Source organism: Streptomyces sp. NPDC041191, from assembly GCF_055591945.1.
On sequence record NZ_JBVIZC010000011.1, the window covers coordinates 136,115 to 161,218 of the forward strand.

A 25,104-nucleotide genomic window follows, 5' to 3' on the forward strand; every position below is an offset into this window, starting at 1 on the left:
CCCGGCGGAGTCCGTCCCGAGAAGCGAAACAGCCGGTGAGAAAGGCATTTCCGGCTCTCATCGATCCACGGCATGCGCGTGTCTAACCCTCGACGGACGCCTAAATTGTTCAGAATGTCACCTACTGCCCCAGTTGAAACTACGAAGTTTCGTTGCCTAGGAGCGTGTCATGCAGGTTCGCAGGTGGCTCCCCGACCAGCCCACCAGCATCGGCCGCCATGACTGGCCGGACGAGGGCGTCGAGGGAACACATCTGCGACTGCGGGCCGGCTCCATCGTCGTACTCGACCGGCAGGCCTGGCGGGTCCTGGAGATCACCGGGTACCCCGGCAACCAGTGGCCGGAAGCATACGAGAAGGCGTGGCGCGAACACGTGGAGCTGTGGTGGCACGCCAACGAGCTGCGCCGGGCCAACAACCAGGCGGTCAAACCCGCCCCGGAGCGCGCCGAGTTCTACAAGCGTCCGGTGGTGCTCGTCCTGCGCAACGACAACCTGCCCCGGTCCGCGCCGAAGCACTGGTGCGCCCCCGCCAGCCAGGACTGGCAGGTCCTGCCCGAGCACTACGCGATCTGCCGCGCCTGCGGCGAACTGCCGCCCTGCCACCACGGTGAGTACCCGCGTGAGGAAGGTCCCCGCAGGCCGGAGCAGAGCGGCGGCATCCCGTTCCTGGTGCCGCAGGGCTGCTGCATGGGGTGCGCCGAACAGATCAAGCCACGCATGCGGACCGTACGGTTCCCGGGACCCAACCTCTGGTACCCGGACCTCGGCGAGGACACGGCGGTCTTCCACGCCCGGTCCTCCTGCGAGGACCAGGTGGAGTGCTACCGCACGCAGTGGCAGAACGAGTACGAGCCGCCGACCGCCTCCTCCGGCACCTCGGCGTTCCCCGGGTTCGACCACTTCGTCCTTCCCCGGGCCCGCCATTCCCAGCAGCAGCCGCCGGCCCCCCAGCACCAGGTCTCCCACGCCCAGGCGCAGTCACACGCCCAAGCCCATGGGCAGGAGCGGCCACAGGCGTCCCAGCAGTCGCCGCAGCAGACGCAGAGTCCTCAGGTCCAGCACTCCCAGGCGCAGAACTCCCCGACGCAGGGCTCCCCGGCGCACAGCTCCCCGACACAGGGCTCCCCGGCACAGAATTCCCCGGCCCCGCTCATGGCCCCGCACGCCCAGGGACTCCCCCCGGTGTCTCCGCCGCCCCCGCACCCCGGGGACGAGACGCACACCGTCCTGGCGGCCGGTTCCGGCCTCTTCTCCCCCTCCTTCGAGGGCTACCGTCCGGACCCGGACCGCTATCCGCAGCCTCCGGCCGCCCCGCCGGGCGACCCGGACCGCTACCCGGCCCCCTCGGCCGTCCTCGTGACGGACCCGGGCCCCACGGGGCCCGCGATCCGGGCGGCGGAGGAGCTGAGCCGCACCCTGACCGACCGTCCGGCCTTCCACAACGCGGAGCAGGCGGCACGCGTCATCGAGGAACTCACGGCGGCGGTCCGCAACATCGCCCTCTGCCTCAACAACCCCCCGGCCCGCAACCACTCCTGAAGCCGCCCCGTCCGGCAGCCCGCTTCCGACCCGTGCCGGCCCTGCCGCCCCGGGACCACCGCCGGGCGGATCCCCGTCGTCCCGGCCCGTGGCGCCGGCCGGTCCCCTCACGAAGAAGGGGCGCCCCCGTATGAGGGGCGCCCCTTCCGGCCGGCGCACGCGCCGGTCCACTGCCGCGGTGGGTGTGGGATTTGAACCCACGGTGACTCTCGCCACGACGGTTTTCAAGACCGTTCCCTTAGGCCGCTCGGGCAACCCACCCCGCGCCGCCGGTGAGTCACGGGCGGCGCGGGAGACAGCCTAGCCGGTCAGCTGTCGCCGGTGCGTTCGCCCAGGACGACGGTGGTCGTGGCGCTCCTGCCGTCGCGCTCGTAGGTGATCTTCACCGAGTCGCCCGGCTTGTGCGTCCAGATCTCGCTGATGAGGGTGGGGCCGCTGTCGATCTGGCGGTTGCCGAAGCCGGTGATCACGTCGCCCGGCTTCAGGCCCGCCTTCGCGGCGGGACCGTCCGGGGTGACCGAGGGCGTGCCGCCGGTGCCCTGCGGGGCGATCATGGCGCCCTCGCCCTTCTCGTTCATGTTCACGGTCGCCCCGATGACCGGGTAGACCGGCTTGCCCGTCCTGATGAGCTGCTGGGCCACGTTCTTCGCCTGGTTCACCGGGATCGCGAAGCCGAGGCCGATCGAACCCGCCTGGGACTGGCCGAAGCCGCTGCCGGTGGACTGGATCGCGGAGTTGATCCCGATCACCGCGCCCCCGGCGTCGAGCAGCGGGCCACCGGAGTTGCCCGGGTTGATGGAGGCGTCCGTCTGCAGCGCGCTCATGTACGAGTTGCCGCCGCCCGAACCGTCGCCGGAGGCGACCGGGCGGTTCTTGGCGCTGATGATGCCCGTCGTCACCGTGTTGGACAGGCCGAAGGGCGCTCCGATCGCGATCGTGGAGTCGCCGACCGCCACCTTGTCGGAGTCGCCCAGCGGCAGCGGCTTCAGGCCCTTCGGAGCGTTCGTGAGCTTCAGTACCGCCACGTCGTACCCCTCGGCCCGGCCGACGACCTCCGCGTCGTACGTCTTGCCGTCGGAGAAGGTCACGGAGAGCGTGCCGCCCTCCGCCGCAGACGCCACCACGTGGTTGTTGGTGACGATGTGGCCCTCCTGGTCGTAGACGAAGCCCGTGCCCGTGCCCCCCTCGCCCTGCGAACCGCCCGACTTCGCCTGGATGGTGACCACGCTCGGCAGCGCCTTCGCCGCGACCGCCGCGACCGTTCCCGGTTCGCGCTTGAAGGAGGCCGGGGCCTCGCCCGAGGAGACGGTGGTCGAACCGGCGCCGTCGTCGTCCCGCTGGGCCGCCCAGTAACCGATGCCGCCGCCGACGCCGCCCGCGAGGAGCGCCGCCGCGAGGACGGCCGCCACGAGGCCGCCGGCACGCCCGCGCGGCGCGGCGGGGGGTGCGGGTGCGTGCGGGACGCCCCAGGCCGGGGCGGTCGGCGGGGGAGGCGGCCAGCCGCCCGCCGAAGCCGGGGCGGGGGAGGCGGGGCCGTTCGGAGCGTGGGCGTGGGCCGGGGCTCCGGGAGCGTGGGCCGGGACGGCCGGCTCGGAGGGGTGTCCCCCGGTCGTCCCGGGGGCGTGGGCCGGGGCCGTCGGGGGGGTGGGAGGCGTCGGAGGGGCGGACGGAGCAGCCGGGTCCCCCGGAACCGCCTGGCCCTCGTTCTCGTTGCTCACAACTCGCTCTCCTCGTTGACTGCGTTCGACTGCGTTCGACGTTCGACTTCGTGTGCCCGTGCGTGCCGTGCGTGAACGCCCTCGGCCTCGCGGGCCGGACCACTCCGGTCCCCAGGGTGCCGCCCTCAGCTTTTCCCACCGTGCGTCAGGCCGCCGTAAGGCGGAGCTGTGCGTTCGCGCCCCTTCCTTTATATACGGACAGAACGGGCTCCCTCCGGCGTGCTCGCCGCACCCCGCCAATGGCACCATGACGCGGTGACTCACGCACGGCAGCACCCGAACCGCGTCCCCCTCCAGGTCGTCGCCCATCGTGGAGCATCCGAGGACGCACCGGAACACACCCTGGCCGCCTATGTGAAGGCCATCGAGGACGGCGCCGACGCCCTGGAGTGCGACGTCCGGCTCACCGCCGACGGGCACCTCGTCTGCGTCCACGACCGGCGCGTCGACCGCACATCCAACGGCCGCGGCGCCGTCTCGGCCCTCGAACTCGCCGATCTCGCCGAGCTGGACTTCGGCACCTGGAAGGGGCGGAGCGAGTCGGAGGAGAGCCCCGACCGGCGGTCGCCGGGGGCCACCTCCGTCCTCACCCTGGAACGCCTCCTGGAGCTGGTCTCCGACGCCGGGCGGCGGGTCGAGCTGGCCATCGAGACCAAACACCCCACCCGCTGGGCGGGGCAGGTCGAGGAGCGGCTGCTCCAGCTCCTGAAGCGGTTCGACCTGCACGCGCCCGCGTCCCCCGAGGACTCCCCCGTACGGATCATGAGCTTCTCGGCCCGTTCGCTGCAGCGGATCGCCGCCGCCTCGCCGACGCTGCCCACCGTCTCCCTCGCCCAGTTCGTCTCGCCCCGGCTGCGGGACGGGCGGCTCCCCGCCGGTGCGCGCATCGCGGGCCCCTCGATCCGGATCGTCCGGAACCACCCCACCGTGATCCTGCGGCTCCAGAAGGCCGGGCACCAGGTCCACGTCTGGACGGTCGACGGGGACGAGGACGTCGAGCTCTGCGCGCGACTCGGCGTGGACGCGATCATCACCAACCGCCCCAAGCAGGTGCTGGCCCAGCTGGGACGCGGCTGAGCCCCCTCGCCCTCCCTCCGTTTCCCTCCCTTCCGCCCCTTTCGCACCGCCAGACAAAGGGGACAACAGGGGTCACGGAGAGTGCACCGGCGCGTTCCAGGCGTACGCGATCGTCACTAGTGCCTCATCGAACGCCGATTGGCCGGTTTCCGGTCCAGGTCATCGGGGCATCCACACGGTGGCGTGGGGGCAAAGGAGGTCTCGGGGGTGGCGTTGGTGGTGGCACAAGAGGTGCCCACGTCGTCGAGCATGGCCGTGCCTCATGGTCCTGCGGGCGTGGGTGAGGCGCGACACCGGATGCGGGACGAGCTGTACCGCAGCGGGGTGGCCGAATCGGTCGTCGACGACGCGGTGCTGATCCTTTCCGAACTGCTCAGCAACGCCTGCCGGTACGGCAGGCCGCTGGGCCGGGCGGATCGTGGCGACGGGGACGTACGGGCGGCCTGGCGGGTCGACCCGGCGGGCGGACTGCGGGTCGAGGTCACCGACGGCGGTGGCCCGACGCGGCCCGTCCCGTCGACGCCCTCCGTCACCGCCCGGGGCGGTCGCGGGCTGAACATCATCAGCTCGCTGGCCCAGGACTGGGGCGTACGGGACAGCGCGACCGGCGAGGTCACCGTCTGGGTGGTGGTCACCGAGGGGCACCGGCGCGAGGACTTCGCGGCACGCGTCGGCGGCGGTTCGGGGTTCGACTTCCTGGACGCGTACGACGACCTGGACTGAGACCGGGTCCCCGGAGGGCCCGGCGGCCCCCGGGACCCGCACCTCCCGGGGCCCCGGGGCGGGGCCTCGCCGGTACGGGGCCCACGCGGGTCCCGTACCGGCTTCTCCGGGCCTCCGGGATGCCGCCTCCCGGCCGTCCGTCCTCCACGGACGACGGCCCGCCTGAAGGGGTGCGGAAGCCGGGGCGGCTAGGCTCGCGCCCGAAACAGCACCGCCGTACCAGCGCGGCGCCGCCGTGACGAGCACGGTGGCGTCGTACGGGTACGGCGCCGCCGCGATCGGGAGAAAGCCACACCATGGCCAAGAAGCGCCCCCAGACGAAGGCCGGCAAGACCGGCCAGGCACAGGTCACGAGCGGGGAGGTCCCGGTCGTCGGCGCGCGCGAGCCGTGCCCGTGCGGTTCGGGCCGCCGCTACAAGGCGTGTCACGGCCGGGCCGCCGCGCACGCCGTGACCGAACTCGTCCAGCGCCCCTTCGAGGGCCTGCCCGGCGAGTGCGACTGGGTCGCGCTGCGCGAGCTGGTGCCCGCCGCCACCGCGCCGCTCGCCCTGAAGGGCGGGCTGCCGGAGGGCGTGCCGTCCGTGACGCTCGCGACCGTCCTGCCGATGGCGTGGCCGGCGCTCCGCCGGGACGACGGCTCCGTCCTGCTCGCCCTGCAGAACGAGTCCACCTCCGGCGACCTGGCCCGCGACCTCGCCGACACCCTCCAGCGCGCTCTGGACGCCGAGCCGGGCACCCCGATCCCCGCGCGCCGGGTCCCGGCCGAGGGGCCGCGCCTCCAGGACCTGCTGGACACGGACGCCGCGTTCGCCCCGGAGGTCCACACGGGCTTCGAGTTCTGGATCCCGCAGTCCGCGGACGGCGCCGACCCGGAGGTCGCCGCCTCTCTGGAGCGGGCCAACGCCGCCGCGATCCCGACCGTCAGGCTGACGGGCGTCGACTCCGCGTACTGGTGCGAGACCCCGGACAAGAACCACCTGCGCTGGGTCATGCCGTACCCGGAGGAGAAGCTCCTCGACGCGCTCGCGCGGCTCCAGGCGGCCGGCGCCACCTCTCTCGGCCCGGACACCCGGCTCGTCGGCTCCTTCCGCGCCCACGGTCTGGTGGTGCCGGTGTGGGACCTGCCGACGTCCATGACCGCCGAGGAGTGCGAGAAGCCGGCCGCCGAGTTCGCCGAGCGGCTGTCCGGGGCGCTCGCTTCGGACGCCCCGCTCACGGCGGAGGAGCGACGGGCGCGCGGCGGCCTCACGAACCGTCAGGTCACTCTCAGCTGACGCCCCGGGCGGTATTGGTGACGGGCAGACCGACCAGTCGGTGACTTCTGCCACAACCCGGTCTTCGGACACGTAAATCCCTGTCCGAATAACCCGGATCGAATTTGCGAACAGCAGATCTCTTGTTACCGTTCAGGAAGCCCGGTCGCTGGTGCATCCCCCGTCGCCAGCGACCGGGCCTTTCCATGTCCGCTTCCGGTCGCCCGAAGCGTTCGACGTTCAACTCCCCTCACTCTGCGTCGCGTTGCCGTAGACCCTGAGCAGCGGCGGAGCGTCTCCGACATCGCCGGCGCCGGTGAATTCCGCCACCGCCGTATAGGCCACCGTCTTGTTCCCGCCGGGCCCCCCAGGACGTTTCCCGCGCTCGGTTCATCCCGCGCCACGGTGCGCGACGCATCCGGAGGGTTCGGTTCCCGTACACCGTGCCGGATGGGAAACACGTCGATTTCACGACCGGTCCTGTTCCGGTCGTACGGACGCGCCCGGACGCCCATGCTTTCTTTCCGGACACAGGTCCGCGCCTCCGTCCCTTCCGGAAAGGCGAGTTCCGGCCCGTGGGACGTGATCCTCGCGGGAGGGACGGGTGGGAGGGAAGAGACGGAAGGCGCGGAGGGCCCGGCGTACGGAAGGGGCCGGCGCACGGGAACCCCGCGCGGGGAGGCCCGGACTGCGGAGGTCCGGTCCGGGGCTCCCGGGACGCCTCCGTCACCGGTCGCCGTCCGCCGCCGTTCTCCACGGCGGCGGGACACGGGCGGCGAGCGGCCCGCTCTCAGTACGCCAGCCGGCTCCCGCCGTCCGGCGTGCTCGTGCTCGCCTCGACCAGGGCGTCGACCACCGCCTCGACGTCCGGCAGCCACGGCCGGGCCGAGCCGGCGAGCGGTGCCCGCTCCCACCGCACCCGGCCGGTCCCCGCGACCGAGGGCGGCAGCAGCAGATAGCCGCCCTCGCCGTGGAACCGCAGCGAACTGGGCACGCCGTCCTTCGCGTACAGCAGCTCGCCCAGCCGTTCCAGCCCGTACGGGGCGACGAGGATCGACCAGCGGGTCGGGGTCGCGACCACCGGACCGAGCCGCATGCCCGTCGCGTCGAGCGCGGCGAGGGCCCGCGCGCCCGCGGCCGCCGGCAGGCTGACCGCGCAGGGCGCGCGGCCGCCCGTGGCGAGCACCACGGGGGCGTCCGGACGCGTGGTCCACCACCAGCGGATCATGCGCTCGTCCGTGGTGGCCGCGAGCAGGCCGGGGTCGTAGGGGTGCGCGCCGGGCACCACGCAGTCGGGGTCGGGGCAGCGGCAGACGGCCCCCGCGACCGCCCGGGACGGCCCCTCCGGGTCCACGGCCGCCCAGGGCCTGGGGGGCGTGGCCGTCCGGGGTGCTTCCTCCAGGCCCGCGCCCGGCAGGACGGGCCAGTTCCACTCGGCGCCGAAGGTGACCGCCGCGTCGAGCCGTGCGGACCTCGCCTTGCGCCGGAACCGGAGCCTGCGTCGCCTTCCGGGGATCTCGCGCATGAGCGCTCGTTCCTTTCCGTTGAACGCCGAATTCTCATCACGTCGTGTCACGCTGTGTCATGTCATGTACGGAACTCTTCACCGTGCGAACAGCGCGTACCGGGTCGGTGAGGACCGGACCGCTTCGGAGCGGGGCCGGCCGGACCGGGGATCGAGGGGAACCCGGTGGAGCCAGGGGTGGAGCCCGGTGGAGCCAGGTCAGAGCCAGAGCGGTTCAGAACACGTTCCCCGCCGTCCGGTGGCGGGCGGCGGCCTGCGGCATGAAAGACGCCGGGGTCCCGCATCACGTTCCGGGGCGCTGCGACTGCCCCTGCCTGTCACCGTCTACGTACCCAGGACGCTCGGAATGACGCGCCTTCAAACGACGTCAGTCGACCGCAAAAGGTGCACACCGGGGACAATTTTCAGCCAACTTCTCTCGCACTTCAACCCTTCTGCGCAGTCTCTCGGACACCACAAGTCCCATGGGGACAATGCTGGACATCGCTCCTCTTCTGCGTGTACATGTGGGTACATCGAGCGGCGCAGGATGACATGGGGGTTTGCCATGCAATGGCCTCGAACGCACCGGTCGGAAAGTCGGCCGACATGAGCGCCCCGCACATCCCGAAAGTGGCTGGAATCGATTCACCTGTTCCCGTGCCACCGCACACTACGGCCTCTCGCGCCGGAGTCCCCCCGGCCGCTCCTCCCTCCGACGCGGCCCTTCCGCCCGGGATCCTGATCCAGGACCGGCTCGCCTCCTGGGTCTCCGACCTCACCACCCTCCACGAACTCACCGAGCGCCTGATCAGGACCTCCTCCCTCGACACGGCCCTGCGCGAGATGCTCGACGCCGGAGCCGCCCTCGTCGGCGCCCGCCGGGGCATGGCCGTCCTCGACCCCGCCGACGGCCTCGGCCCCACCAGCACCATCGGCCTCGGTCTCGCCCACTCCGACCTCGGCGTCATCGAGACCGTCCCGCACGGCGCGGGGAGTTACGAACGCCTCCTCGACGGCCTGCCCGGTCCCGGACGGCCGGGAGGCGAGCGCCCCGGCACCGGCCTCCCCGTTTCCGCACCGCCCGCTTCCGCACCGCCCGCTCCCGAACCGCCCGACGCCGTCCGTCCCGGCTCCGCCCGCCCCGCGTGCGTACCCGACCCGATCGCCATCCGTGACGTCCGCACCGAGGAGGGCCTCGACCCGCGCCACCGCGAGGTCGCCGCCCGGCTCGGCTACGCCGCCAGCTACGCCCTCCCCCTCGCCACCGAGGAGGCCGGCCGGCTCGGTGCCGCCGTCTGGTTCTACGACGAGCCCGCCGAACCCGACGAGCGCCGGCGGCACCTCATCGGGCTCTACGGCCGCTTCGCCACCGAACACCTGGCCCGGCTCCTCCAGGTCGAGCGGGCCCGCGCCCGGCTGGCCGCCGTCGCCGAGGAACTGCTGCCCAGCCGTCTCCCCCGCGTCCCCGGCGTCCGGCTCGCCGCCCGCCACCACACCGGGCCCCGGGGCGGCGGCGACTGGTACGACGCGCTGCCACTGCCCGAGGGCGCGCTCGGTCTCGCCGTCGGCTCCGTCACCGGGACCGGGCCGGGCGCGCTCGCCGCCATGGGCCGGCTGCGCGCCTCCCTCCGGGCGTACGCGGTGATGGAGGGCGAGGACCCGGTCGCCGTCCTCTCCGACCTGGAACTGCTGCTGCGGCTCACCGAACCCGCCCGTTCCGCGACCGCGCTCTTCGCGTACGCCGAGCCCGACCGGCGCCGGATGGTCCTCTCCGGAGCCGGACACGCGCCGCCGCTGGTGATCGGCGACCGGCGCACCACGTTCGTCGAGACCTCGCTCTCGGCGCCGCTCGGGATGCTGTCGTGCTGGGAGGCGCCGAGCGTGGAGCTGTCCCCCGCGCCCGGAGAAACGGTGCTGCTCTACACGGACGGCCTGCTGCGCCGTACCGGCGACACCACGGACCGGGCCTTCGCCCGGCTCCACGCGGCGGCGGCGAGCGTGCCGGCGGCGGACCGGGCCGATCCGGACGCCGTCGTCGACCACGTGCTGCGGACCCTGCTGCCCGGGGGCGTCGATCCGTCCGTGGAGGGCGAGGACGTGGTGCTGCTCGCGGCGCGCTTCGCGTGAGCCGCCCGGCGCCCGGCGCCACGGGACCGAACCGTCCGTCCGTCCGTCCGTCCGCCCGTCCGCCCGTCCGCCCGTCCGCCCGTCCGCCCGCCCGTCCGCCCGTCCGCCCGTCCGCCCGTCCGCCCGTCCGCGGGAACCGTAACCGGACCATGACGTTCCGGTAATGGGTCTTCCGGCCCTGGGCCCCCTTCCGTACGACCGTACGATGGTGAGGGTTCAGTGTCGTACCAGAGGAGGCAGACCCGTGGCCGAGGAGCTCACCCCGGAGACCCCGGAAGAGATCGAGGACCAGCCGATCAAGCAGCGCAAGAACGGCCTTTACCCGGGCGTGTCCGACGAGCTGGCCGAGAACATGAAGTCCGGCTGGGCCGACACCGAGCTGCGCGACCTGGAGCCCATCGCCCAGGCCGGCAGGACGGCCGAGCGCCGCGCCGCGCTCTCCGCCCGCTTCCCGGGCGAACGCCTGGTCGTCCCGGCCGGCAACCTGAAGACCCGGTCGAACGACACCGAGTACGCCTTCCGCGCCTCCACCGAGTACGCGTACCTCACCGGCGACCAGACGCAGGACGGCGTTCTCGTCCTGGAGCCGACGGAGGACGGCCACGAGGCCACCCTCTACCTGCTGCCGCGCTCCGACCGCGAGAACGGCGAGTTCTGGCTCGACGGCCAGGGCGAGCTCTGGGTCGGCCGCCGCCACTCCCTCTCCGAGGCCGAGCAGCTCCTCGGTCTCCCGGCAAAGGACGTGCGCGAGCTCGCCGCCGCGCTCAAGGAGGCCACCGGACCCGTCCGCGTCGTCCGGGGCCACGACGCCGGCATCGAGGCCGCGCTGACCGACAAGGTCACCGCCGAGCGCGACGAAGAACTGCGCGTGTACCTCTCCGAGGCCCGCCTGATCAAGGACTCCTTCGAGATCGGCGAGCTGGAGAAGGCGTGCGCCGCCACCGCGCGCGGCTTCGAGGACGTCGTCAAGGTCCTCGACAAGGCCGAGGCCACCAGCGAGCGCTACATCGAGGGCACGTTCTTCCTGCGCGCCCGCGTCGAGGGCAACGACATCGGTTACGGCTCCATCTGCGCCGCCGGCCCGCACGCCACCACCCTGCACTGGGTCCGCAACGACGGCGACGTGCGCTCCGGCGACCTGCTGCTGCTCGACGCCGGCGTGGAGACCAACGAGCTCTACACCGCCGACGTCACCCGCACCCTGCCGATCAACGGCACGTACAGCGAGATCCAGCGCAAGGTCTACGACGCCGTGTACGAGGCGCAGGAGGCCGGGATCGCGGCGGTGAAGCCCGGCGCCGCCTACCGCGACTTCCACGACGCCGCCCAGCGCGTCCTCACCGAGAAGCTCGTCGAGTGGGGCCTCGTCGAAGGCCCGGTCGAGCGCGTCCTGGAGCTGGGTCTCCAGCGCCGCTGGACCCTGCACGGCACCGGCCACATGCTCGGCATGGACGTCCACGACTGCGCCGCCGCGCGCACCGAGGCGTACGTCGACACGACCCTGGCGCCGGGCATGTGCCTGACCGTCGAGCCGGGCCTGTACTTCCAGGCCGACGACCTGACCGTGCCGGAGGAGTACCGGGGCATTGGCGTCCGGATCGAGGACGACATCCTCGTCACCGAGGACGGCAACCGGAACCTCTCGGACGCGCTGCCGCGCCGCTCCGACGAGGTCGAGGCGTGGATGGCCTCGCTGAAGGGCTGACCTGCGCGTACGTTGGAACACGAAGGGCCTCCGCCGACCGACCGGCGGGGGCCCTTCTCCGCACCGCCCCGGCGCCGCGGCGCGCCCAGGGGCCGCGGGGCCTCACGCCATCAGGAGGGGCGGGGTGTCCTTCCACTTCAGGATCTTGTCGAAGCTGACCACCGCGCCGCCACGGACCGAACGGTTGCCGAAGTGCACGTGGTCGGCCAGCTCCTCGATCAACCGCATCCCCCGGCCGTGCTCGGCGTCCGCCGGGGCGGTCGGGGCCGCCGCGTACGCGGGGCGTTCCGTGCGTACCGTCCGCGCGGCGGTCTCGGCGGTCGCCGCGTTCTCGGCGGTAGCCGCGTTCTCTGCCGCCTCCGGCCACGCCGTGCCCTCCGCGCGCACCGGGCTTTCCGCGCGGGGGAATCCCGGGCCCGAGTCGGCCACCTCGATGCGGCAGGTCTCGCCGTCCAGGTATGCCGTCACCCGGTACGCCCCCGCGAGCGCCCCGCCCGGACCGGCGCCGGGTCCGGAACACCCGCCGCCGTGCTCGACCGCGTTCGTGCACGCCTCCGTCAGCGCCACCGACAGCTCGTACGACACGTCGGGATCGACCCCCGCCGTCTCCATGGTGCCCAGCAGGAGCCGGCGCGCGAGCGGCACGCTCGCGGCTTCGCGCCGCAGATGGAGTGACCACAAGATGCTCATGCTCCGGCCTCCCGGCAGCGGATCGGCGGCTCGGCAACCCGACGTACCGATAGCTATTGCCATACGGGGAGCTCCGTAAGCACCCGGAAGCGCGGGGGGCGCCCGTTCGGCGGATACAGCGGAGACGCGTGCCGGTGTATGTGCGCTCTTGAAGGGAGAGCACGGTTCCGGGGGGAGCGGGCCGTCCCGAAGAGGTGCATGTCGCCTCAAAAAGGGCGTATGTCGTCCCGAAGGGGGCCAAGAGCGACCTTCCGGACCTGCCGTGTCCCGGTGAGGGGCGTGGTGCGATGATGGGGCCGCCATGACTGCCCCCGCGCTCGCTCCACGGCTGCTGAGGGCCGCGGTCTTCACCGCGGTCTGCGTCGTGCTGTCCGCGCTGGGCCACGCCCTCGCGGCGTGCGCGAACGTCGCGGCGTGGTCCCTCGTCGCCGGTTTCCTCGGCGTCTTCGGGGTGTCCGTCCTCCTCTGCGGACGCGCGCGCTCCCTCGGTTCCGTCGTCGCCGCCCTCACGGCCGGGCAACTCGGCCTGCACGTCCTCTTCGGCCTCGGGCAGCACCGGCTCGCCCCGGGCGGCCAGGCCGACGACGCCCTCGTCCGGACGGCGGCGAAGCTGGTCTGCTGGGCGGGGGCCGCGTCGCTCGGTCCCGCCGACGCCACCAGGATCCTCAGGGACGCCGGGATCGATCCGGCCGGCGTCCACGTCCACCTGGAACACGCGGTCGCCACGGCGCCGTCCGCTCCCGCCGACGGGCTGCTGCCCGGTCTGCCCATGCTCCTCGGGCACCTGCTCGCCGCCCTGGCCACGGGCTGGCTGCTGCGGCGCGGCGACCACGCCCTCGGCCGGCTCGTCGAGCTCTCCGGACAGAGCGCGGCGGAGCTTGCCGCGTACGCTCCGGTCCGCGTGCTGCGGGCCGCGCTCCGGCTCGTACGGGTCCTGCTCGCCGGACTGTCCGCAGCACCGGGACCGGGCTTGCGGCGCGTCCCCCGTACGGCCTTCGACTCCTCGCCGCCGCCGGTGGCCGAGGCACTCCAGCACACGGTGATCAGGCGCGGTCCCCCGGCCGCCGACTGCGCTCTCGCAGCCTGACGCGGCCTGTCCGCCCGTCCGACGGTCCATCCGTCCGCCGGGGAAGGCCGTGCCCGTCCGTACGCCCGCGCGGGTCACCTCCCGGCGGCCGCCGGACCCTCCCGTCCTTCCACGGGTCCTCTCCGACCCCTCTCCGAGCTGGAGTGTCTTCCGTCATGAACGTTCTCCGCGTCTCCGCCGCCCGTGCCGCCCTCGCCGGAGGCATCGCCCTCTCCTCCGTCGCGCTGCTGTCCGGCACCGCGTTCGCGCACGTCGGCGTGCAGCCGCAGGGCGAGGCCGCCAAGGGCGGCTACGCCACCGTCAACGTCAAGGTGCCGAACGAGCGCGACAACGCCTCCACCGTCAAGCTGGAGGTCAGCTTCCCGCTCGACCACCCTCTCGCCTCCGTCATGCCGCAGCCCGTTCCCGGCTGGAAGACCGAGGTGACGAAGAGCAGGCTCGACAAGCCGCTGGAGCTCCACGGCAAGAAAATCAACGAGGCCGTCTCCAAGGTCACCTGGACCGCCGACGGCTCGAAGATCGGCCCCGGACAGTTCCAGCAGTTCCCGCTCTCCCTCGGGCAGCTCCCGAAGGACGTCGACCAGATCGTCCTGAAGGCGGTGCAGACGTACGACAACAAGGAGGTCGTGCGCTGGATCGAGGAGCAGAAGGAGGGCGCGGAGGAGCCGCAGAACCCGGCCCCCGTCCTGAAGCTCTCCGCCGCCTCCGAGGACCACCACGGCGGTGCGGCGCCGTCCGCCTCCGCCTCCGCGGACGGGAAGGACGGCCACGACGCCAAGGCGGGCGACCGCCAGGAGACGGCCGCCGCGTCCTCCTCCTCCGACACCACCGCCCGGGTCCTCGGCGTCGTCGGCATCCTCGTCGGCGTGGCCGGCGTGGCCTTCGGCGTCCTCGCCGGCCGCCGCCGCTCGGCCTGACGGCACCACCCTCCCGAAGGACACGGAAAGAAACGGCATGTCCGCAGAGAAGTTCACAGAGAAGTCCGTCGAGAAGACCCCCGCGCCCGCGTCCACGGGCGCGGGCGGCCCGGCCCGGCCGGGCCGGCGCGCCCCGCTGGTCATCGCCACGGTCGCAATCGTCGCCGCGATCGGCATCACCGTGGCCGTCGGGGTCGGCGACGACGGTGACAAGGCCCCCGCCGCGGGCGCCGGGCCCGTCGCCGTGGTCTCCGGCGGCACCGACCCCGCCAAGGCCGCCACCCTCCTCGACCGCCCGTTCACCAAGCCCGCGCTCGTCCTCACCGACACCAAGGGCGAGAAGTACGACCTGCGCGAACGCACCAAGGGCAAGCCGACCCTCATCTACTTCGGCTACACGCACTGCCCCGACGTCTGCCCCCTGACGATGAGCAACATCGCCATCGCCAAGAAGCGGCTCCCCCGGGCCGACCAGGACAAGCTCCAGGTCGTCTTCGTCACCACCGACCCCGAGCGGGACACCTCCGCCGAACTCGCCAAGTGGCTGCCCGCCGCCGGCGACACCTCCTTCACCGGACTCACCGGCGAGTTCTCCGCCATCCAGGCGGGGGCCCGGCAGATCGGCATCGGCATCGACCCGCCGAAGAAGGAGAAGGACGGCAAGGTCGTCTCCATGCACGGGGCCCAGGTGGTCGCGTTCTCGCCCACCACCGACCAGGGCTACGTCCTGTACGGCGAGGACACGAGCGTCGAGGACTACGCCAAGGACCTGCCGAAGCTCATCAGGGGAGAGAACCCGTGATCCGCCGCACCACCTCCCTGTCCGCCGTGGCCCTCGCCGCCGCGCTCGCCCTGGCCGGATGCTCGTCCGGGGACGGTTCCGCGGACGCGAAGCCCGCGCTGAAGGTCAGCGGCGCGTTCATGCCCCAGCCGGTGATGGACATGGCCGGCGGCTTCCTCACCATCACCAACGACGGGGGCGCGGCGGACCGGCTCACCTCCGTCACCAGCCCGATCTCGGACGACGTCACGATCCACGAGACGAAGGACCAGAAGATGCGGGAGGTGAAGTTCTTCGACATCCCCGCCAACGGAAAGCTCTCCCTGGCGCGCGGCGGCAACCACATCATGTTCATGGAGTTGAAGAAGAAGCCCAAGCAGGGCGAGAAGGTCAGCGTCGAGCTCCACTTCGAGAAGTCCGACCCCATCAAGGTCGACCTTCCCGTCGAGGCCGCCCACCACAACCCGCAGCAGGACTGACCGTGCCGACGGTATCCGGACAGAATCGACGCGGCGGCCGAAGCCGGTCGACGCGCCCGGTCCGTGCCGACGCGCCCGGCCGTGTCGGCACGGCCAATCCGTGTCGGCACGGCCGACCAGAGCCGACGGAGTGACCCAGAGATGACAACCACTGCCCCGCGCCTCGGTGCCGCCCTGGCACGGCTGCTGATCCTGGCGGCCGCGCTGCTCGGCACGCTGCTCGCCGGCGCCGCGCCCGCCTCCGCGCACGCGGCGCTCACCGGCAGCGACCCGAAGGACGGGGCGGTGGTCGCCACCGCTCCGGAAGAGGTCAACCTCACCTTCTCCGAGCAGGTCGCCATGAGCACCGACTCCATCCGGGTCCTCGACCCATCAGGGAGACGGGCCGACACCGGCGAGATACGCGACCTGTGCAGCGGCTCCGTCATCCGGTACGGGGTGGGGCTCCGCGCCGGTCTGCCCGACGGCACGTACACCGTGGCCTGGCAGACCGTCTCGGCCGACAGCCACCCCGTCGCCGGTGCCTTCACCTTCTCCATCGGCGCCCCCTCCTCGACGTCCGTCGCGCTGCCCGACCGGGCTCCCGGCGGTGGACTCGTCGGCGTCCTCTACGGCATCGCGCGCTATCTCTCGTACGCCGCCTTCGCCGTTCTCGTCGGCGGCTGCGCCTTCGTCCTGGTCTGCTGGCCGCGCGGTGCGAGCGTCCGCCCCGTGCAGCGGACAGTGGTGCGGGCCTGGCTGATCCTCACCGGCGCCACCCTGGTGATGTTGCTCCTGCGCAGCCCGTACACCGGCTCCGGAGAGCTCTCCGACGCCTTCGACCTGGCCGGTCTGAAGGGTGTCCTGGAGACCAAGACCGGTGCCGCGCTCACCTCCAGACTGCTGCTGCTCGGCGCGGCCGCGCTCTTCGTGGCCGTCCTCTTCGGCGCCTACGCCCGGCGCTCCGACCCGAAGGAGAGGAAGGACCTCTCCTTCGGCCTCGGTATAGGCGGCACCGTGGTGGCCGCCGGGATCGCCGGCACCTGGGCCCTGGCCGAACACGCCTCGACCGGCCTCCAGCCGGGCGTCGCCATGCCCGTGGACATCCTGCACCTCCTCGCCGTCGCCGCCTGGCTCGGCGGCCTGACGGTGCTGCTCGTCGCCCTCCACCGCACGCCGTCCGTCGAGCGCGTGGCGGTCGAACGCTTCTCCGGGTTCGCCTTCGGTTCCGTGGCCGTCCTGGCGGCCACCGGCCTCTACCAGTCCTGGCGCCAAGTCGGTTCCTGGTCCGCGCTCACCGGGACCCGCTACGGGCAACTCCTCCTCGTCAAGATCGGCTTGATGGGCGTCCTCATCGGCATCGCCTGGCTCTCCCGCCGCTGGACCCGACGGCTGTCGGAGCCCGTGGCGGACGGGACCGGCGAGGGAAGGGATCTCGGGGAACCTGAGAACTCCGAGAACCTCGCAAACCCCGAGAGTACCCCTGACGAATCCGGTGAAGTCGGCGAGATCAGCGAGGTCAGCAGGCCCGTTGAGACCGGTGGGTCCGATGAGGCCGATGAGGCCGATGAGGCCGATGGATCCGACCGGACCGCCGGTCCCTCCGTCATCGATCCCGCGCGGGCCGCCCAGCTCGCCCGGCAGCGGGCCGCCGTGGCGACCGCCCGGCGCAAGCGGGAACGGAACGCCGACCCCGAACGGTCCGGGCTGCGCCGCTCGGTGCTGACCGAGGCCGCCGTCGCCGTCGTCCTCCTCGCCGTGACCACCGTTCTCACCTCGACCGAACCCGGTCGCACCGAGGAGGAGGCCGGCCGGTCCACCGCCGCCTCCGGCCCGGCCGCGGTGCCCGACCGGCCCGTCGACATCCGGCTTCCCTTCGACGCCGGAGGCATCGACGGCAAGGGCGTCGTCCGTCTCAGTCTCGACCCCGGGCGCACCGGCGCCAACGCCCTCCACCTCTTCGTCGAGCGTCCCGACGGCAAGCCGCTGGACGTTCCCGAGATCAAGGTCGCCCTCACCCTGGAAGCGAAGGACGTGGGCCCGCTGCCCGTCGCCCCCGACCGCATCCAGGCCGGACACTGGAGCGCGAGCGGCGTCCAGATCCCCATGCCCGGTGAATGGAAGATCCAGGTGACCGTGCGTACGTCCGACATCGACCAGACCACCATCGACAAGAACGTGAAGATCGGCTGACCCGCGTGAGCGAGAGCGAGAACCTTGAGATTTCCCGGCGGCGCCTGCTCGGCACCGTCGGCGCGGCGGGAGCGGCCGGTCTGGTCGTCGGCACGGCCGGCGGCGCCGGAATCTCCGCGGCCGTGTCGGGCGACGGCACTGCGGCAGGCACCGGCGGTCCGGCGGCCCTGACCACGGTCGGCTCCACCGAGGTGATGTTTCACGGGAAACATCAGGCGGGCATCACCACCCCTCTCCAGTCCCGGGGCCACCTGGTCGCCTTCGACCTCGCCCCCGGGGCGGGTCGCAAGGAGGCCGCCGCCCTGATGCGTCGTTGGTCGGCCACGGCAAAGGCCCTGATGTCGGGCAGGCCGACGGCCCAGGACACCGGAGTGGCCCTCGACGCGGGTCCCTCCTCCCTCACGGTCACCTTCGGCTTCGGCCGCACCTTCTTCGACCGCACCGGGCTCGCCGCCCGCCGTCCCGCCGCGCTCGATCCCTTGCCGGCGTTCTCCTCGGACGCCCTGGACCCCCGGCGCTCGGAGGGTGACCTGTGGGTGCAGATCGGTGCCGACGACGCCCTCGTCGCCTTCCACGCGCTGCGTGCCGTGCAGAAGGAGGCCGGTGGCTCGGCCCGGGTGCGCTGGCAGATGAACGGTTTCAACCGCTCGGCCGGTGCCACCGCGAAACCGATGACCGCCCGCAACCTCATGGGACAGGTCGACGGCACGGGCAACCCGAAGCCCACCGACGCGGACTTCGAGCGTCGGATCTTCGTCCCGGCCGGGGCCACCGGAGCCGAGGAGTGGATGGCCGGTGGTTCGTACGCCGTGGTGCGTCGCATCCGGATGCTCCTGGACGACTGGGAGAAGCTGCCGCTCGACCGGCAGGAGAAGGTGATCGGACGGCGGAAGTCCGACGGGGCGCCGCTCACCGGCGGTACCGAGACCACCGAGCCCGACCTGGACAAGCGCGGCCCGGACGGGGAGACGGTGATTCCCGACAACGCCCACTCCCGGATCTCCGCCCCCGAACAGAACGGCGGAGCGGCGATGCTGCGCAGGCCGTTCTCCTTCCACGACGGCATCGCTCCGGACGGAACGCCGGACGCCGGGCTCCTCTTCGTCTGCTGGCAGGCGGACCCGCTGCGCGGGTTCGTTCCGGTGCAGCGCAAGCTCGACCGGGGCGACGCGCTGTCCCCGTTCATCCGCCACGAGGCGAGCGGCCTCTTCGCGGTCCCGGGCGGTCCCGCCGAGGGCGAATACGTGGGGCAGCGGCTCCTGGAGGCATGAGTCCGGCTGGGCGGAGACGGACCGTCGGCGGCCGGGGACCGGCGGACCCGGGTGCCCGACGACCATTAAGGTGACGACATGTCCGCCACTCGGTACACCTATCTCGGCCCCGAAGGCACCTTCACGGAGGCGGCGCTGCGCACGCTGCCCGAGGCCGCGACCCGGGAACTCGTCCCCATGGTCTCGGTCCCCGCCGCGCTCGACGCCGTACGGAACGGGGAAGCCGCCGCCGCGCTCGTTCCGATCGAGAACTCGGTCGAGGGCGGGGTGACCGCGACCCTGGACGAGCTGGCCTCCGGCGAGCCGTTGATGATCTACCGCGAGGTGCTCCTCCCGATCACCTTCGCGCTCCTCGTCCGGCCCGGCACCAAGCTCTCGGACATCAAGACGGTCACGGGCCACCCGGTGGCGCAGCCGCAGGTCCGGAACTGGCTGCGGAAGCACCTGTCCGAAGCGGTGTGGGAGTCTGCCGCCTCCAACGCGGACGGGGCCAGGCTGGTGCAGGAGGGCCGCTTCGACGCCGCCTTCGCGGGGGAGTTCGCGGCGGTGACGTACGGGCTCGAAGCGCTGGTCACCGAGATCCACGACGCGGAGAACGCCGAGACCCGGTTCGTGCTGGTGGGCAGGCCGGCCCGTCCGGCGGCTCCGACGGGGGCGGACAAGACCTCGGTGGTGCTGTGGCTGGGTGACGATCATCCGGGTGCCCTTCTCGAACTGCTCCAGGAGTTCGCGGTGCGCGGGGTGAACCTGATGCTGATCCAGTCCCGTCCCACGGGAGCGGGGATCGGGAACTACTGCTTCGCCGTGGACGCCGAGGGCCATGTCTCGGAGAGGCGGGTGGGCGAGGCTCTGATGGGGCTCAAGCGGATCTGCCCCAAGGTGCGCTTCCTCGGCTCGTACCCGCGGGCGGGCGTCACGGCGGAGGACGTGCCGACGCTGCGGCGCGGCACCTCGGACGTGGAATTCATGGCGGCCTCCGACTGGTTGGCGAGGGCCCAGGACGGTCGGGCCTGACCCGATGGTGGCGGACCGTCGTTCCGCGTGTGCGCGGTCGTCCACAGGTGCGGGCCACTAGCCCTATCTGCATACTTTTCAGTTACCCACAGAGGTTATCCACAGGCACCCTCCGCACCCTGGGGACAAGTCGACACCGCCCTCCGACAAGGTCGACAAATCCCCCCGATCGGCCACCTCTCCCGGGTCGCTCCGCACAGCACCTCACCAGCCTCTCCGTCAGCGCTTTTCACAACACCCACTCTCCAGAGGGGGAAATTCCCCCTGAATGAGTGGATCGATGAGGTTTGGCCGCGCAATGCCCCGGCGTCCGGGCGGGAATCAAGTCCCCCTTTCTCCCGGTCCACAGATTCTCCGCACAGCCTGTGGATAACTAAATGCCACGGGGTCGATTCCGGGGTTTCCGAGGTCAGGAAGAAAGGGGCAATTCCACTGAAATCCATCTCTTGCCATGTCGCAGTCGTGTCGCGCCTCGTCGGGCGACGTATCCGCATTCCTCGTGCGCCGGACACGCACTCCCTCATCCGGTGGGGCCGCGCGAACCCGCACCGGTAGCCTGGTGGGGTGATTGACCTTCGCCTGCTCCGTGAGGACCCCGACCGTGTTCGCGCCTCCCAGCGCGCCCGTGGAGAGGACGTCTCCCTCGTCGACGCCCTGCTCTCCGCCGATGAGCGGCGCAGGTCGTCCGGCGTCCGCTTCGACGAACTCCGCTCCGAGCAGAAGTCGCTCGGCAAGCTGATCCCCAGGGCCACGCCGGAGGAGCGCGCCGAGCTCCTGCAGAAGGCCGAACAGCTCAAGGCCGATGTCAAGGCGGCCGAGGCCGAACAGAACGAGGCCGACGAGACGGCCAAGCGGCTTCTGCTCCAGCTCGGGAACATCGTCCACACGGACGTCCCGGTCGGCGGAGAAGAGGACTTCGTCGTCCTGGAGACGCACGGCACCATCCGCGACTTCGCGGCCGAGGGCTTCGAGCCCAGGGACCACCTGGAGCTGGGTGAGGCGCTCGGCGCCATCGACGTCGAGCGCGGCGCCAAGGTGTCCGGCTCGCGCTTCTACTACCTGACCGGCGTCGGCGCCCTCCTGGAGCTGGCCCTCGTCAACGCGGCAATCGCCCAGGCGACCGAGGCCGGCTTCATCCCCATGCTGACCCCGGCGCTCGTCCGCCCGCGCGCCATGGAGGGCACCGGGTTCCTCGGCCAGGCCGCGGAGAACGTGTACCACCTGGAGAAGGACGACTACTACCTCGTCGGCACCTCCGAGGTCCCCCTCGCCGCGTACCACATGGACGAGATCATCGACGCCGACAAGCTGCCGCTGCGGTACGCGGGCTTCTCGCCCTGCTTCCGCCGCGAGGCCGGCACCTACGGCAAGGACACCCGGGGGATCTTCCGCGTCCACCAGTTCGACAAGGTCGAGATGTTCTCGTACGTCGCGCCCGAGGACGCGGAGAACGAGCACAAGCGGCTCCTGGACTGGGAGAAGCAGTGGCTGACCGGCCTGGAGCTGCCGTTCCAGGTCATCGACGTCGCCACCGGTGACCTCGGCGCCTCCGCCTCCCGCAAGTTCGACTGCGAGGCGTGGATCCCGACGCAGGGCAAGTACCGCGAGCTGACCTCGGCGTCGAACTGCGACAGCTTCCAGGCCCGCCGCCTCTCCGTCCGCATGCGCGACGAACAGGGCGGCAAGAAGACGGTGCAGCCGCTGGCCACCCTGAACGGCACGCTGTGCGCCGTACCGCGCACGATCGTGGCGATCCTGGAGAACCACCAGCTGGCGGACGGCTCGGTACGGGTGCCCGAGGTGCTCCGGCCGTACCTCGGCGGTCGTGAGGTCCTGGAGCCGATCGCCAAGTGAGCCCTTTCCCCTACCGCCTGGTCGCGACGGACCTCGACGGCACGCTGCTGCGTTCCGACGAGTCCGTCTCGGACCGTACGCGGGACGCGCTCGCCGCCGCGACGGCGGCGGGCGCCGCCCACATCGTGGTCACCGGCCGGGCGGTGCCCTGGACCCGGCACATCCTCGACGACCTCGGGTACGACGGGATCGCGGTGTGCGGGCAGGGCGCGCAGGTCTACCACGCCGGTGAGCACCGGCTGCTGACCTCGCTCACCCTGGACCGGCAGCTCGCGGGGCTCGCCCTGTCCAAGATCGAGGCCGAAGTGGGCTCGCTGGCGCTCGCCGCGAGCCGCGACGGACTGGAGGGCGAGGTCCTGATGGGGCCCGGCTACCGGGCCCACGAGGGTCCGCTGCCGTACGTGCCGTACGAGGACCCGGCGGAGCTGTGGTCGGCGCCGCTGACCAAGCTGTACATCCAGCACCCGACGCTGACGGACGACGAGCTGACCCGGGCCGCCCGGGCGACGGTCGGCGGGCTCGTGGACGTCGTCATGGCGGGCGCCGGCATCGTGGAGATCCTTCCGCTCGGCCTCAGCAAGGCCACGGGCCTCTCGCTCGCCGCGCGGCGGCTGGGCGTGAAGGCGGCGGAGACGATCGCCTTCGGCGACATGCCCAACGACATCCCCATGTTCGGCTGGGCGGCCCGCGGTGTGGCCATGGGCAACGCGCACGCGGAGCTGATCGCGGTGGCCGACGAGGTGACCGCGTCGAACGAGGAGGACGGCATCGCGGTCGTTCTGGAGCGACTGCTGAACGCCTGAAGGGACGGTTCGGAACGGAACGCGGCCCGGACCGGGCGGTTCCGGACGGACGGTCCGGAGCGGAGGGAGGAGAGGGCGGCCCGCGCGGACCGGAGTCCACGCGCTCGAAGCGGCCGTCCCTCTCCTTCGGGAGGTCCCCCGTGCCCCCCGTGCGACTAGTGTGCGCCGGGCGGACGGTGGGGAGCGACCGGTTTTCCGCGCGTCAGCGGGCGGCAGGCGAGGCCGACGGCCAGCGAGACCGCGTGCCCCAGATCGGTGTACGTGCGGTCGGTGACGAGCGGGACGGCGAAGAACACGACCGCCGCCACGAGGGAGAACGAGCGCCAGGGGCGGGCGAGCCGGTAGGTGAGGACGCCGGCCGAGGCGGCGAGGCCGTAGCTCACCCCGATGTCCACGACGTGTGCCATGCTGCGCGGCACGTCGTGGAGGCGGATGGCCGCCAGGACCACCTGCTGGCTGACGAGCGTCGCCGCGACGTGCCCGACGGCGACGACGACGAACCACTTCAGGGTGCCGAGCCACCGCTCCACGGGCGCGTGCAGGACCTCGAAGAGCACCGCGTACAGCAGGACGTCGGCCGGGTTCTCGATCCAGAACGCGCTGGCGAGCAGGGCCCGTACCGGATGGTGCGCGAGCTGGTGGAGGTTGCTGCTGTTGCGGTGGAGGAGGTAGGTGTCCACGGCGGCCGGGGAGAGCGCGATGACGAGGCTGGTAAGCGCGATGACCACCAGCCACGCGTGCGTACCGGGTGACGAACGGACCCAGGACCTGATCGGCCGGGACGGTTCGCCACCCGGAGGGGTTTCGGTCGGCACCTCTCAGTGCCTATCACCCGGACCCGCCGGTGCCGGGGAGAAACCTGCGGAACCCGGAAGAAACCTTCGGGCCCCGCGGAGGAGTTCCCCGGGCCGGGACGGACTCAGAAGTTGATCATGTGCCCGGCGATGCCGTGGATCGCCTCCTTCACGGCCTCGCCCAGGGTGGGGTGGGCGTGGACGTTCCGGGCGACCTCGTGGACGGTGAGGTCCCACTGCTGGGCCAGGGTCAGCTCGGGCAGCAGCTCGGTGACGTCGGGACCGATCAGGTGGGCGCCGATGATCTCGCCGTACGTGCCGTCCGCGACGATCTTGACGAAGCCGGTGGCGTCGCCGAGGCCGTGCGCCTTGCCGTTCGCGGTGAAGGGGAACTTCGAGACCTTGACGTCGAAACCCTTCTCCCGGGCCTGCGCCTCGGTCCAGCCGAAGCTGGCGATCTGCGGCTGGCAGTAGGTGGCGCGCGGGATCATCGGGTAGTCGAGCTCCATCGTCTCGGCGTCCGCGATGGTTTCGGAGGCGATGACGCCCATGGCCTCGGCTGTGTGCGCGAGCATCAGCTTCGCGGTGACGTCGCCGATGGCGTAGATGTGCGGCACGGAGGTGCGGCAGCGGCCGTCGACGTCGATCGCGCCGCGCTCGGTCAGGGCGACCCCGGTGTTCTCCAGGCCGTAGCCGGTGACGTTGGGCGCGAAGCCGATCGCCTGGAGGACCTTGTCGGCCTCCAGGACCTTCTGGGCGCCGTCCTTGCCGGTGACGGTGACGCGGACCTGCGGGCCGGACTCGTCGATGGTCTCGACGCGGGTCGAGGTCAGGACGTCGATGCCGAGCTTGCGGTACTGCTTCGCCAGCTCCTTGGAGACGTCCTCGTCCTCCAGCGGGGCGATGCGGTCGAGGAACTCGACGATCGTGACCTTGGTGCCGTAGTTGTTGAGGACGTACGCGAACTCGATGCCGATCGCGCCGGCGCCGGCGATGACGATCGACTTCGGGGCGTCCTCGGCGAGGATCTGCTCCTCGTACGTCACCACGCGGTCGGTGCGGGACGTGCCCGGCAGCAGGCGCGGGGTGGCGCCGGTGGCGATGATGCAGTGGTCGAAGGCGATCGTCTCCGAGGTGCCGTCGGCCTTGGCCACCTGGAGGGTGTGCGCGTCGAGGAAGGTGCCCCGGCCGTCGAACTCGGTGATGCCGTTCTTCTTCATCAGGTAGTGGACGCCCTTGACGCGGCCGTCCGCGACCGTGCGGCTGCGGCGGAACGCCTCCGTGTAGTCGAAGGAGACGGTGCCGTCCACCTTGATGCCGAAGGTCTTGGCCTCGTGCTGGAAGATGTGGGCGAGTTCGGCGTTGCGCAGCAGCGCCTTGGTGGGGATGCAGCCGACGTTCAGGCAGACACCGCCCCAGTACTTCTCCTCGACGACCGCGACCCGCTTGCCCAGCTGGGCCGCGCGGATGGCGGCGACGTAGCCGCCGGGGCCAGCTCCGAGTACGACGACGTCGAAGCGGTCTGACATGACTGACTCCCGAGGGTGGTGAGGGTGTTCCGTCCGCGTACGGGCCCACAGTAGTCCGGTGTT

Annotated in this window: 19 protein-coding genes, 1 tRNA gene and 1 pseudogene; 15 read left to right on the top strand and 6 right to left on the bottom strand. The window is 72.1% G+C overall.

The window, feature by feature from the left end:
- Nucleotides 1–169: 169 nt before the first annotated feature.
- Nucleotides 170–1,540 carry a hypothetical protein gene (locus tag ACZ6AQ_RS22420; protein WP_468761671.1) on the top strand — a complete coding sequence of 457 codons (1,371 nt, stop codon included), beginning with the start codon at nucleotides 170–172 and terminating at the stop codon, nucleotides 1,538–1,540.
- 176 nt (nucleotides 1,541–1,716) lie between these two features.
- Here ACZ6AQ_RS22420 and ACZ6AQ_RS22425 read toward each other — a convergent pair.
- Nucleotides 1,717–1,801: transfer RNA gene (locus ACZ6AQ_RS22425), tRNA-Ser, on the bottom strand.
- Between the two features lie 47 nt (nucleotides 1,802–1,848).
- Complete coding sequence (locus ACZ6AQ_RS22430) at nucleotides 1,849–3,258, bottom strand: S1C family serine protease (protein WP_468761673.1); 1,410 nt, start codon at nucleotides 3,256–3,258, stop codon at nucleotides 1,849–1,851.
- Between the two features lie 255 nt (nucleotides 3,259–3,513).
- Between ACZ6AQ_RS22430 and ACZ6AQ_RS22435 the strand changes: the two genes are divergently transcribed.
- The 3 genes and pseudogenes from ACZ6AQ_RS22435 to ACZ6AQ_RS22445 all read left to right on the top strand — a co-directional run bounded on the left by ACZ6AQ_RS22435 (nucleotide 3,514) and on the right by ACZ6AQ_RS22445 (nucleotide 6,332).
- Nucleotides 3,514–4,335, top strand: a complete 822-nt coding sequence (locus ACZ6AQ_RS22435) for a glycerophosphodiester phosphodiesterase (protein WP_388690138.1) — start codon at nucleotides 3,514–3,516, stop codon at nucleotides 4,333–4,335.
- Between the two features lie 119 nt (nucleotides 4,336–4,454).
- Nucleotides 4,455–5,058: pseudogene (locus tag ACZ6AQ_RS22440) on the top strand (ATP-binding protein).
- Between the two features lie 296 nt (nucleotides 5,059–5,354).
- Entirely contained in the window at nucleotides 5,355–6,332 is a 978-nt protein-coding gene (locus ACZ6AQ_RS22445) for a DUF5926 family protein (RefSeq protein WP_468761675.1), read from the top strand.
- A gap of 769 nt (nucleotides 6,333–7,101) precedes the next feature.
- Here ACZ6AQ_RS22445 and ACZ6AQ_RS22450 read toward each other — a convergent pair.
- Nucleotides 7,102–7,836 (bottom strand): bifunctional DNA primase/polymerase, encoded by a 735-nt coding sequence (locus ACZ6AQ_RS22450; RefSeq protein WP_468761676.1) that lies wholly within the window; start codon nucleotides 7,834–7,836, stop codon nucleotides 7,102–7,104.
- A gap of 552 nt (nucleotides 7,837–8,388) precedes the next feature.
- Here ACZ6AQ_RS22450 and ACZ6AQ_RS22455 point away from each other — a divergent pair.
- Together ACZ6AQ_RS22455 and ACZ6AQ_RS22460 are read left to right on the top strand one after the other, a co-directional pair.
- The gene (locus ACZ6AQ_RS22455; RefSeq protein ID WP_468761678.1) at nucleotides 8,389–9,945 is read left to right on the top strand and encodes a PP2C family protein-serine/threonine phosphatase; all 1,557 of its coding nucleotides are present in this window, start codon (nucleotides 8,389–8,391) and stop codon (nucleotides 9,943–9,945) included.
- A gap of 244 nt (nucleotides 9,946–10,189) precedes the next feature.
- Nucleotides 10,190–11,650 carry an aminopeptidase P family protein gene (locus ACZ6AQ_RS22460; RefSeq protein ID WP_468761680.1) on the top strand — a complete coding sequence of 487 codons (1,461 nt, stop codon included), beginning with the start codon at nucleotides 10,190–10,192 and terminating at the stop codon, nucleotides 11,648–11,650.
- Nucleotides 11,651–11,752: 102 nt separating this feature from the next.
- Here ACZ6AQ_RS22460 and ACZ6AQ_RS22465 read toward each other — a convergent pair whose 3' ends face one another.
- Complete coding sequence (locus ACZ6AQ_RS22465) at nucleotides 11,753–12,340, bottom strand: ATP-binding protein (RefSeq protein ID WP_468761682.1); 588 nt, start codon at nucleotides 12,338–12,340, stop codon at nucleotides 11,753–11,755.
- A gap of 301 nt (nucleotides 12,341–12,641) precedes the next feature.
- Here ACZ6AQ_RS22465 and ACZ6AQ_RS22470 point away from each other — a divergent pair, with 301 nt between their 5' ends.
- The 9 genes from ACZ6AQ_RS22470 (at nucleotide 12,642) to ACZ6AQ_RS22510 (ending at nucleotide 22,718) form a co-directional block, all read left to right on the top strand.
- Entirely contained in the window at nucleotides 12,642–13,427 is a 786-nt protein-coding gene (locus tag ACZ6AQ_RS22470; protein WP_468761684.1) for a hypothetical protein, read from the top strand.
- Between the two features lie 155 nt (nucleotides 13,428–13,582).
- Complete coding sequence (locus ACZ6AQ_RS22475) at nucleotides 13,583–14,344, top strand: YcnI family copper-binding membrane protein (RefSeq protein WP_468761686.1); 762 nt, start codon at nucleotides 13,583–13,585, stop codon at nucleotides 14,342–14,344.
- A 37-nt stretch (nucleotides 14,345–14,381) separates the two neighbouring features.
- A complete protein-coding gene (locus tag ACZ6AQ_RS22480) occupies nucleotides 14,382–15,146 on the top strand; it encodes an SCO family protein (RefSeq protein WP_468761688.1) in 765 nt (254 codons plus the stop codon).
- Nucleotides 15,143–15,604, top strand: coding sequence for a copper chaperone PCu(A)C (locus tag ACZ6AQ_RS22485; RefSeq protein WP_468761690.1), 462 nt, complete (start codon nucleotides 15,143–15,145; stop codon nucleotides 15,602–15,604). Before ACZ6AQ_RS22480 ends, ACZ6AQ_RS22485 begins: the two co-directional genes overlap by 4 nt.
- Before the next feature lie 141 nt (nucleotides 15,605–15,745).
- Nucleotides 15,746–17,776 (top strand): copper resistance CopC/CopD family protein, encoded by a 2,031-nt coding sequence (locus ACZ6AQ_RS22490; RefSeq protein ID WP_468761692.1) that lies wholly within the window; start codon nucleotides 15,746–15,748, stop codon nucleotides 17,774–17,776.
- Between the two features lie 5 nt (nucleotides 17,777–17,781).
- The gene (gene efeB / locus ACZ6AQ_RS22495) at nucleotides 17,782–19,047 is read left to right on the top strand and encodes an iron uptake transporter deferrochelatase/peroxidase subunit (RefSeq protein WP_468761693.1); all 1,266 of its coding nucleotides are present in this window, start codon (nucleotides 17,782–17,784) and stop codon (nucleotides 19,045–19,047) included.
- A 78-nt stretch (nucleotides 19,048–19,125) separates the two neighbouring features.
- Nucleotides 19,126–20,061 (top strand): prephenate dehydratase, encoded by a 936-nt coding sequence (pheA, locus tag ACZ6AQ_RS22500; protein WP_468761695.1) that lies wholly within the window; start codon nucleotides 19,126–19,128, stop codon nucleotides 20,059–20,061.
- Nucleotides 20,062–20,625: 564 nt separating this feature from the next.
- A complete protein-coding gene (gene serS / locus ACZ6AQ_RS22505) occupies nucleotides 20,626–21,915 on the top strand; it encodes a serine--tRNA ligase (protein WP_468761697.1) in 1,290 nt (429 codons plus the stop codon).
- Entirely contained in the window at nucleotides 21,912–22,718 is an 807-nt protein-coding gene (locus ACZ6AQ_RS22510) for an HAD family hydrolase (RefSeq protein ID WP_468761699.1), read from the top strand. The genes serS and ACZ6AQ_RS22510 overlap by 4 nt, the downstream gene beginning before the upstream one ends.
- Before the next feature lie 155 nt (nucleotides 22,719–22,873).
- Here ACZ6AQ_RS22510 and ACZ6AQ_RS22515 read toward each other — a convergent pair whose 3' ends face one another.
- Both ACZ6AQ_RS22515 and lpdA read right to left on the bottom strand, forming a co-directional pair.
- On the bottom strand, nucleotides 22,874–23,533 hold the full coding sequence (locus ACZ6AQ_RS22515) for a rhomboid-like protein (protein ID WP_468761701.1): 660 nt from the start codon (nucleotides 23,531–23,533) through the stop codon (nucleotides 22,874–22,876).
- Nucleotides 23,534–23,637: 104 nt separating this feature from the next.
- Nucleotides 23,638–25,041 carry a dihydrolipoyl dehydrogenase gene (lpdA, locus tag ACZ6AQ_RS22520; protein ID WP_468761703.1) on the bottom strand — a complete coding sequence of 468 codons (1,404 nt, stop codon included), beginning with the start codon at nucleotides 25,039–25,041 and terminating at the stop codon, nucleotides 23,638–23,640.
- Nucleotides 25,042–25,104: the final 63 nt, after the last annotated feature.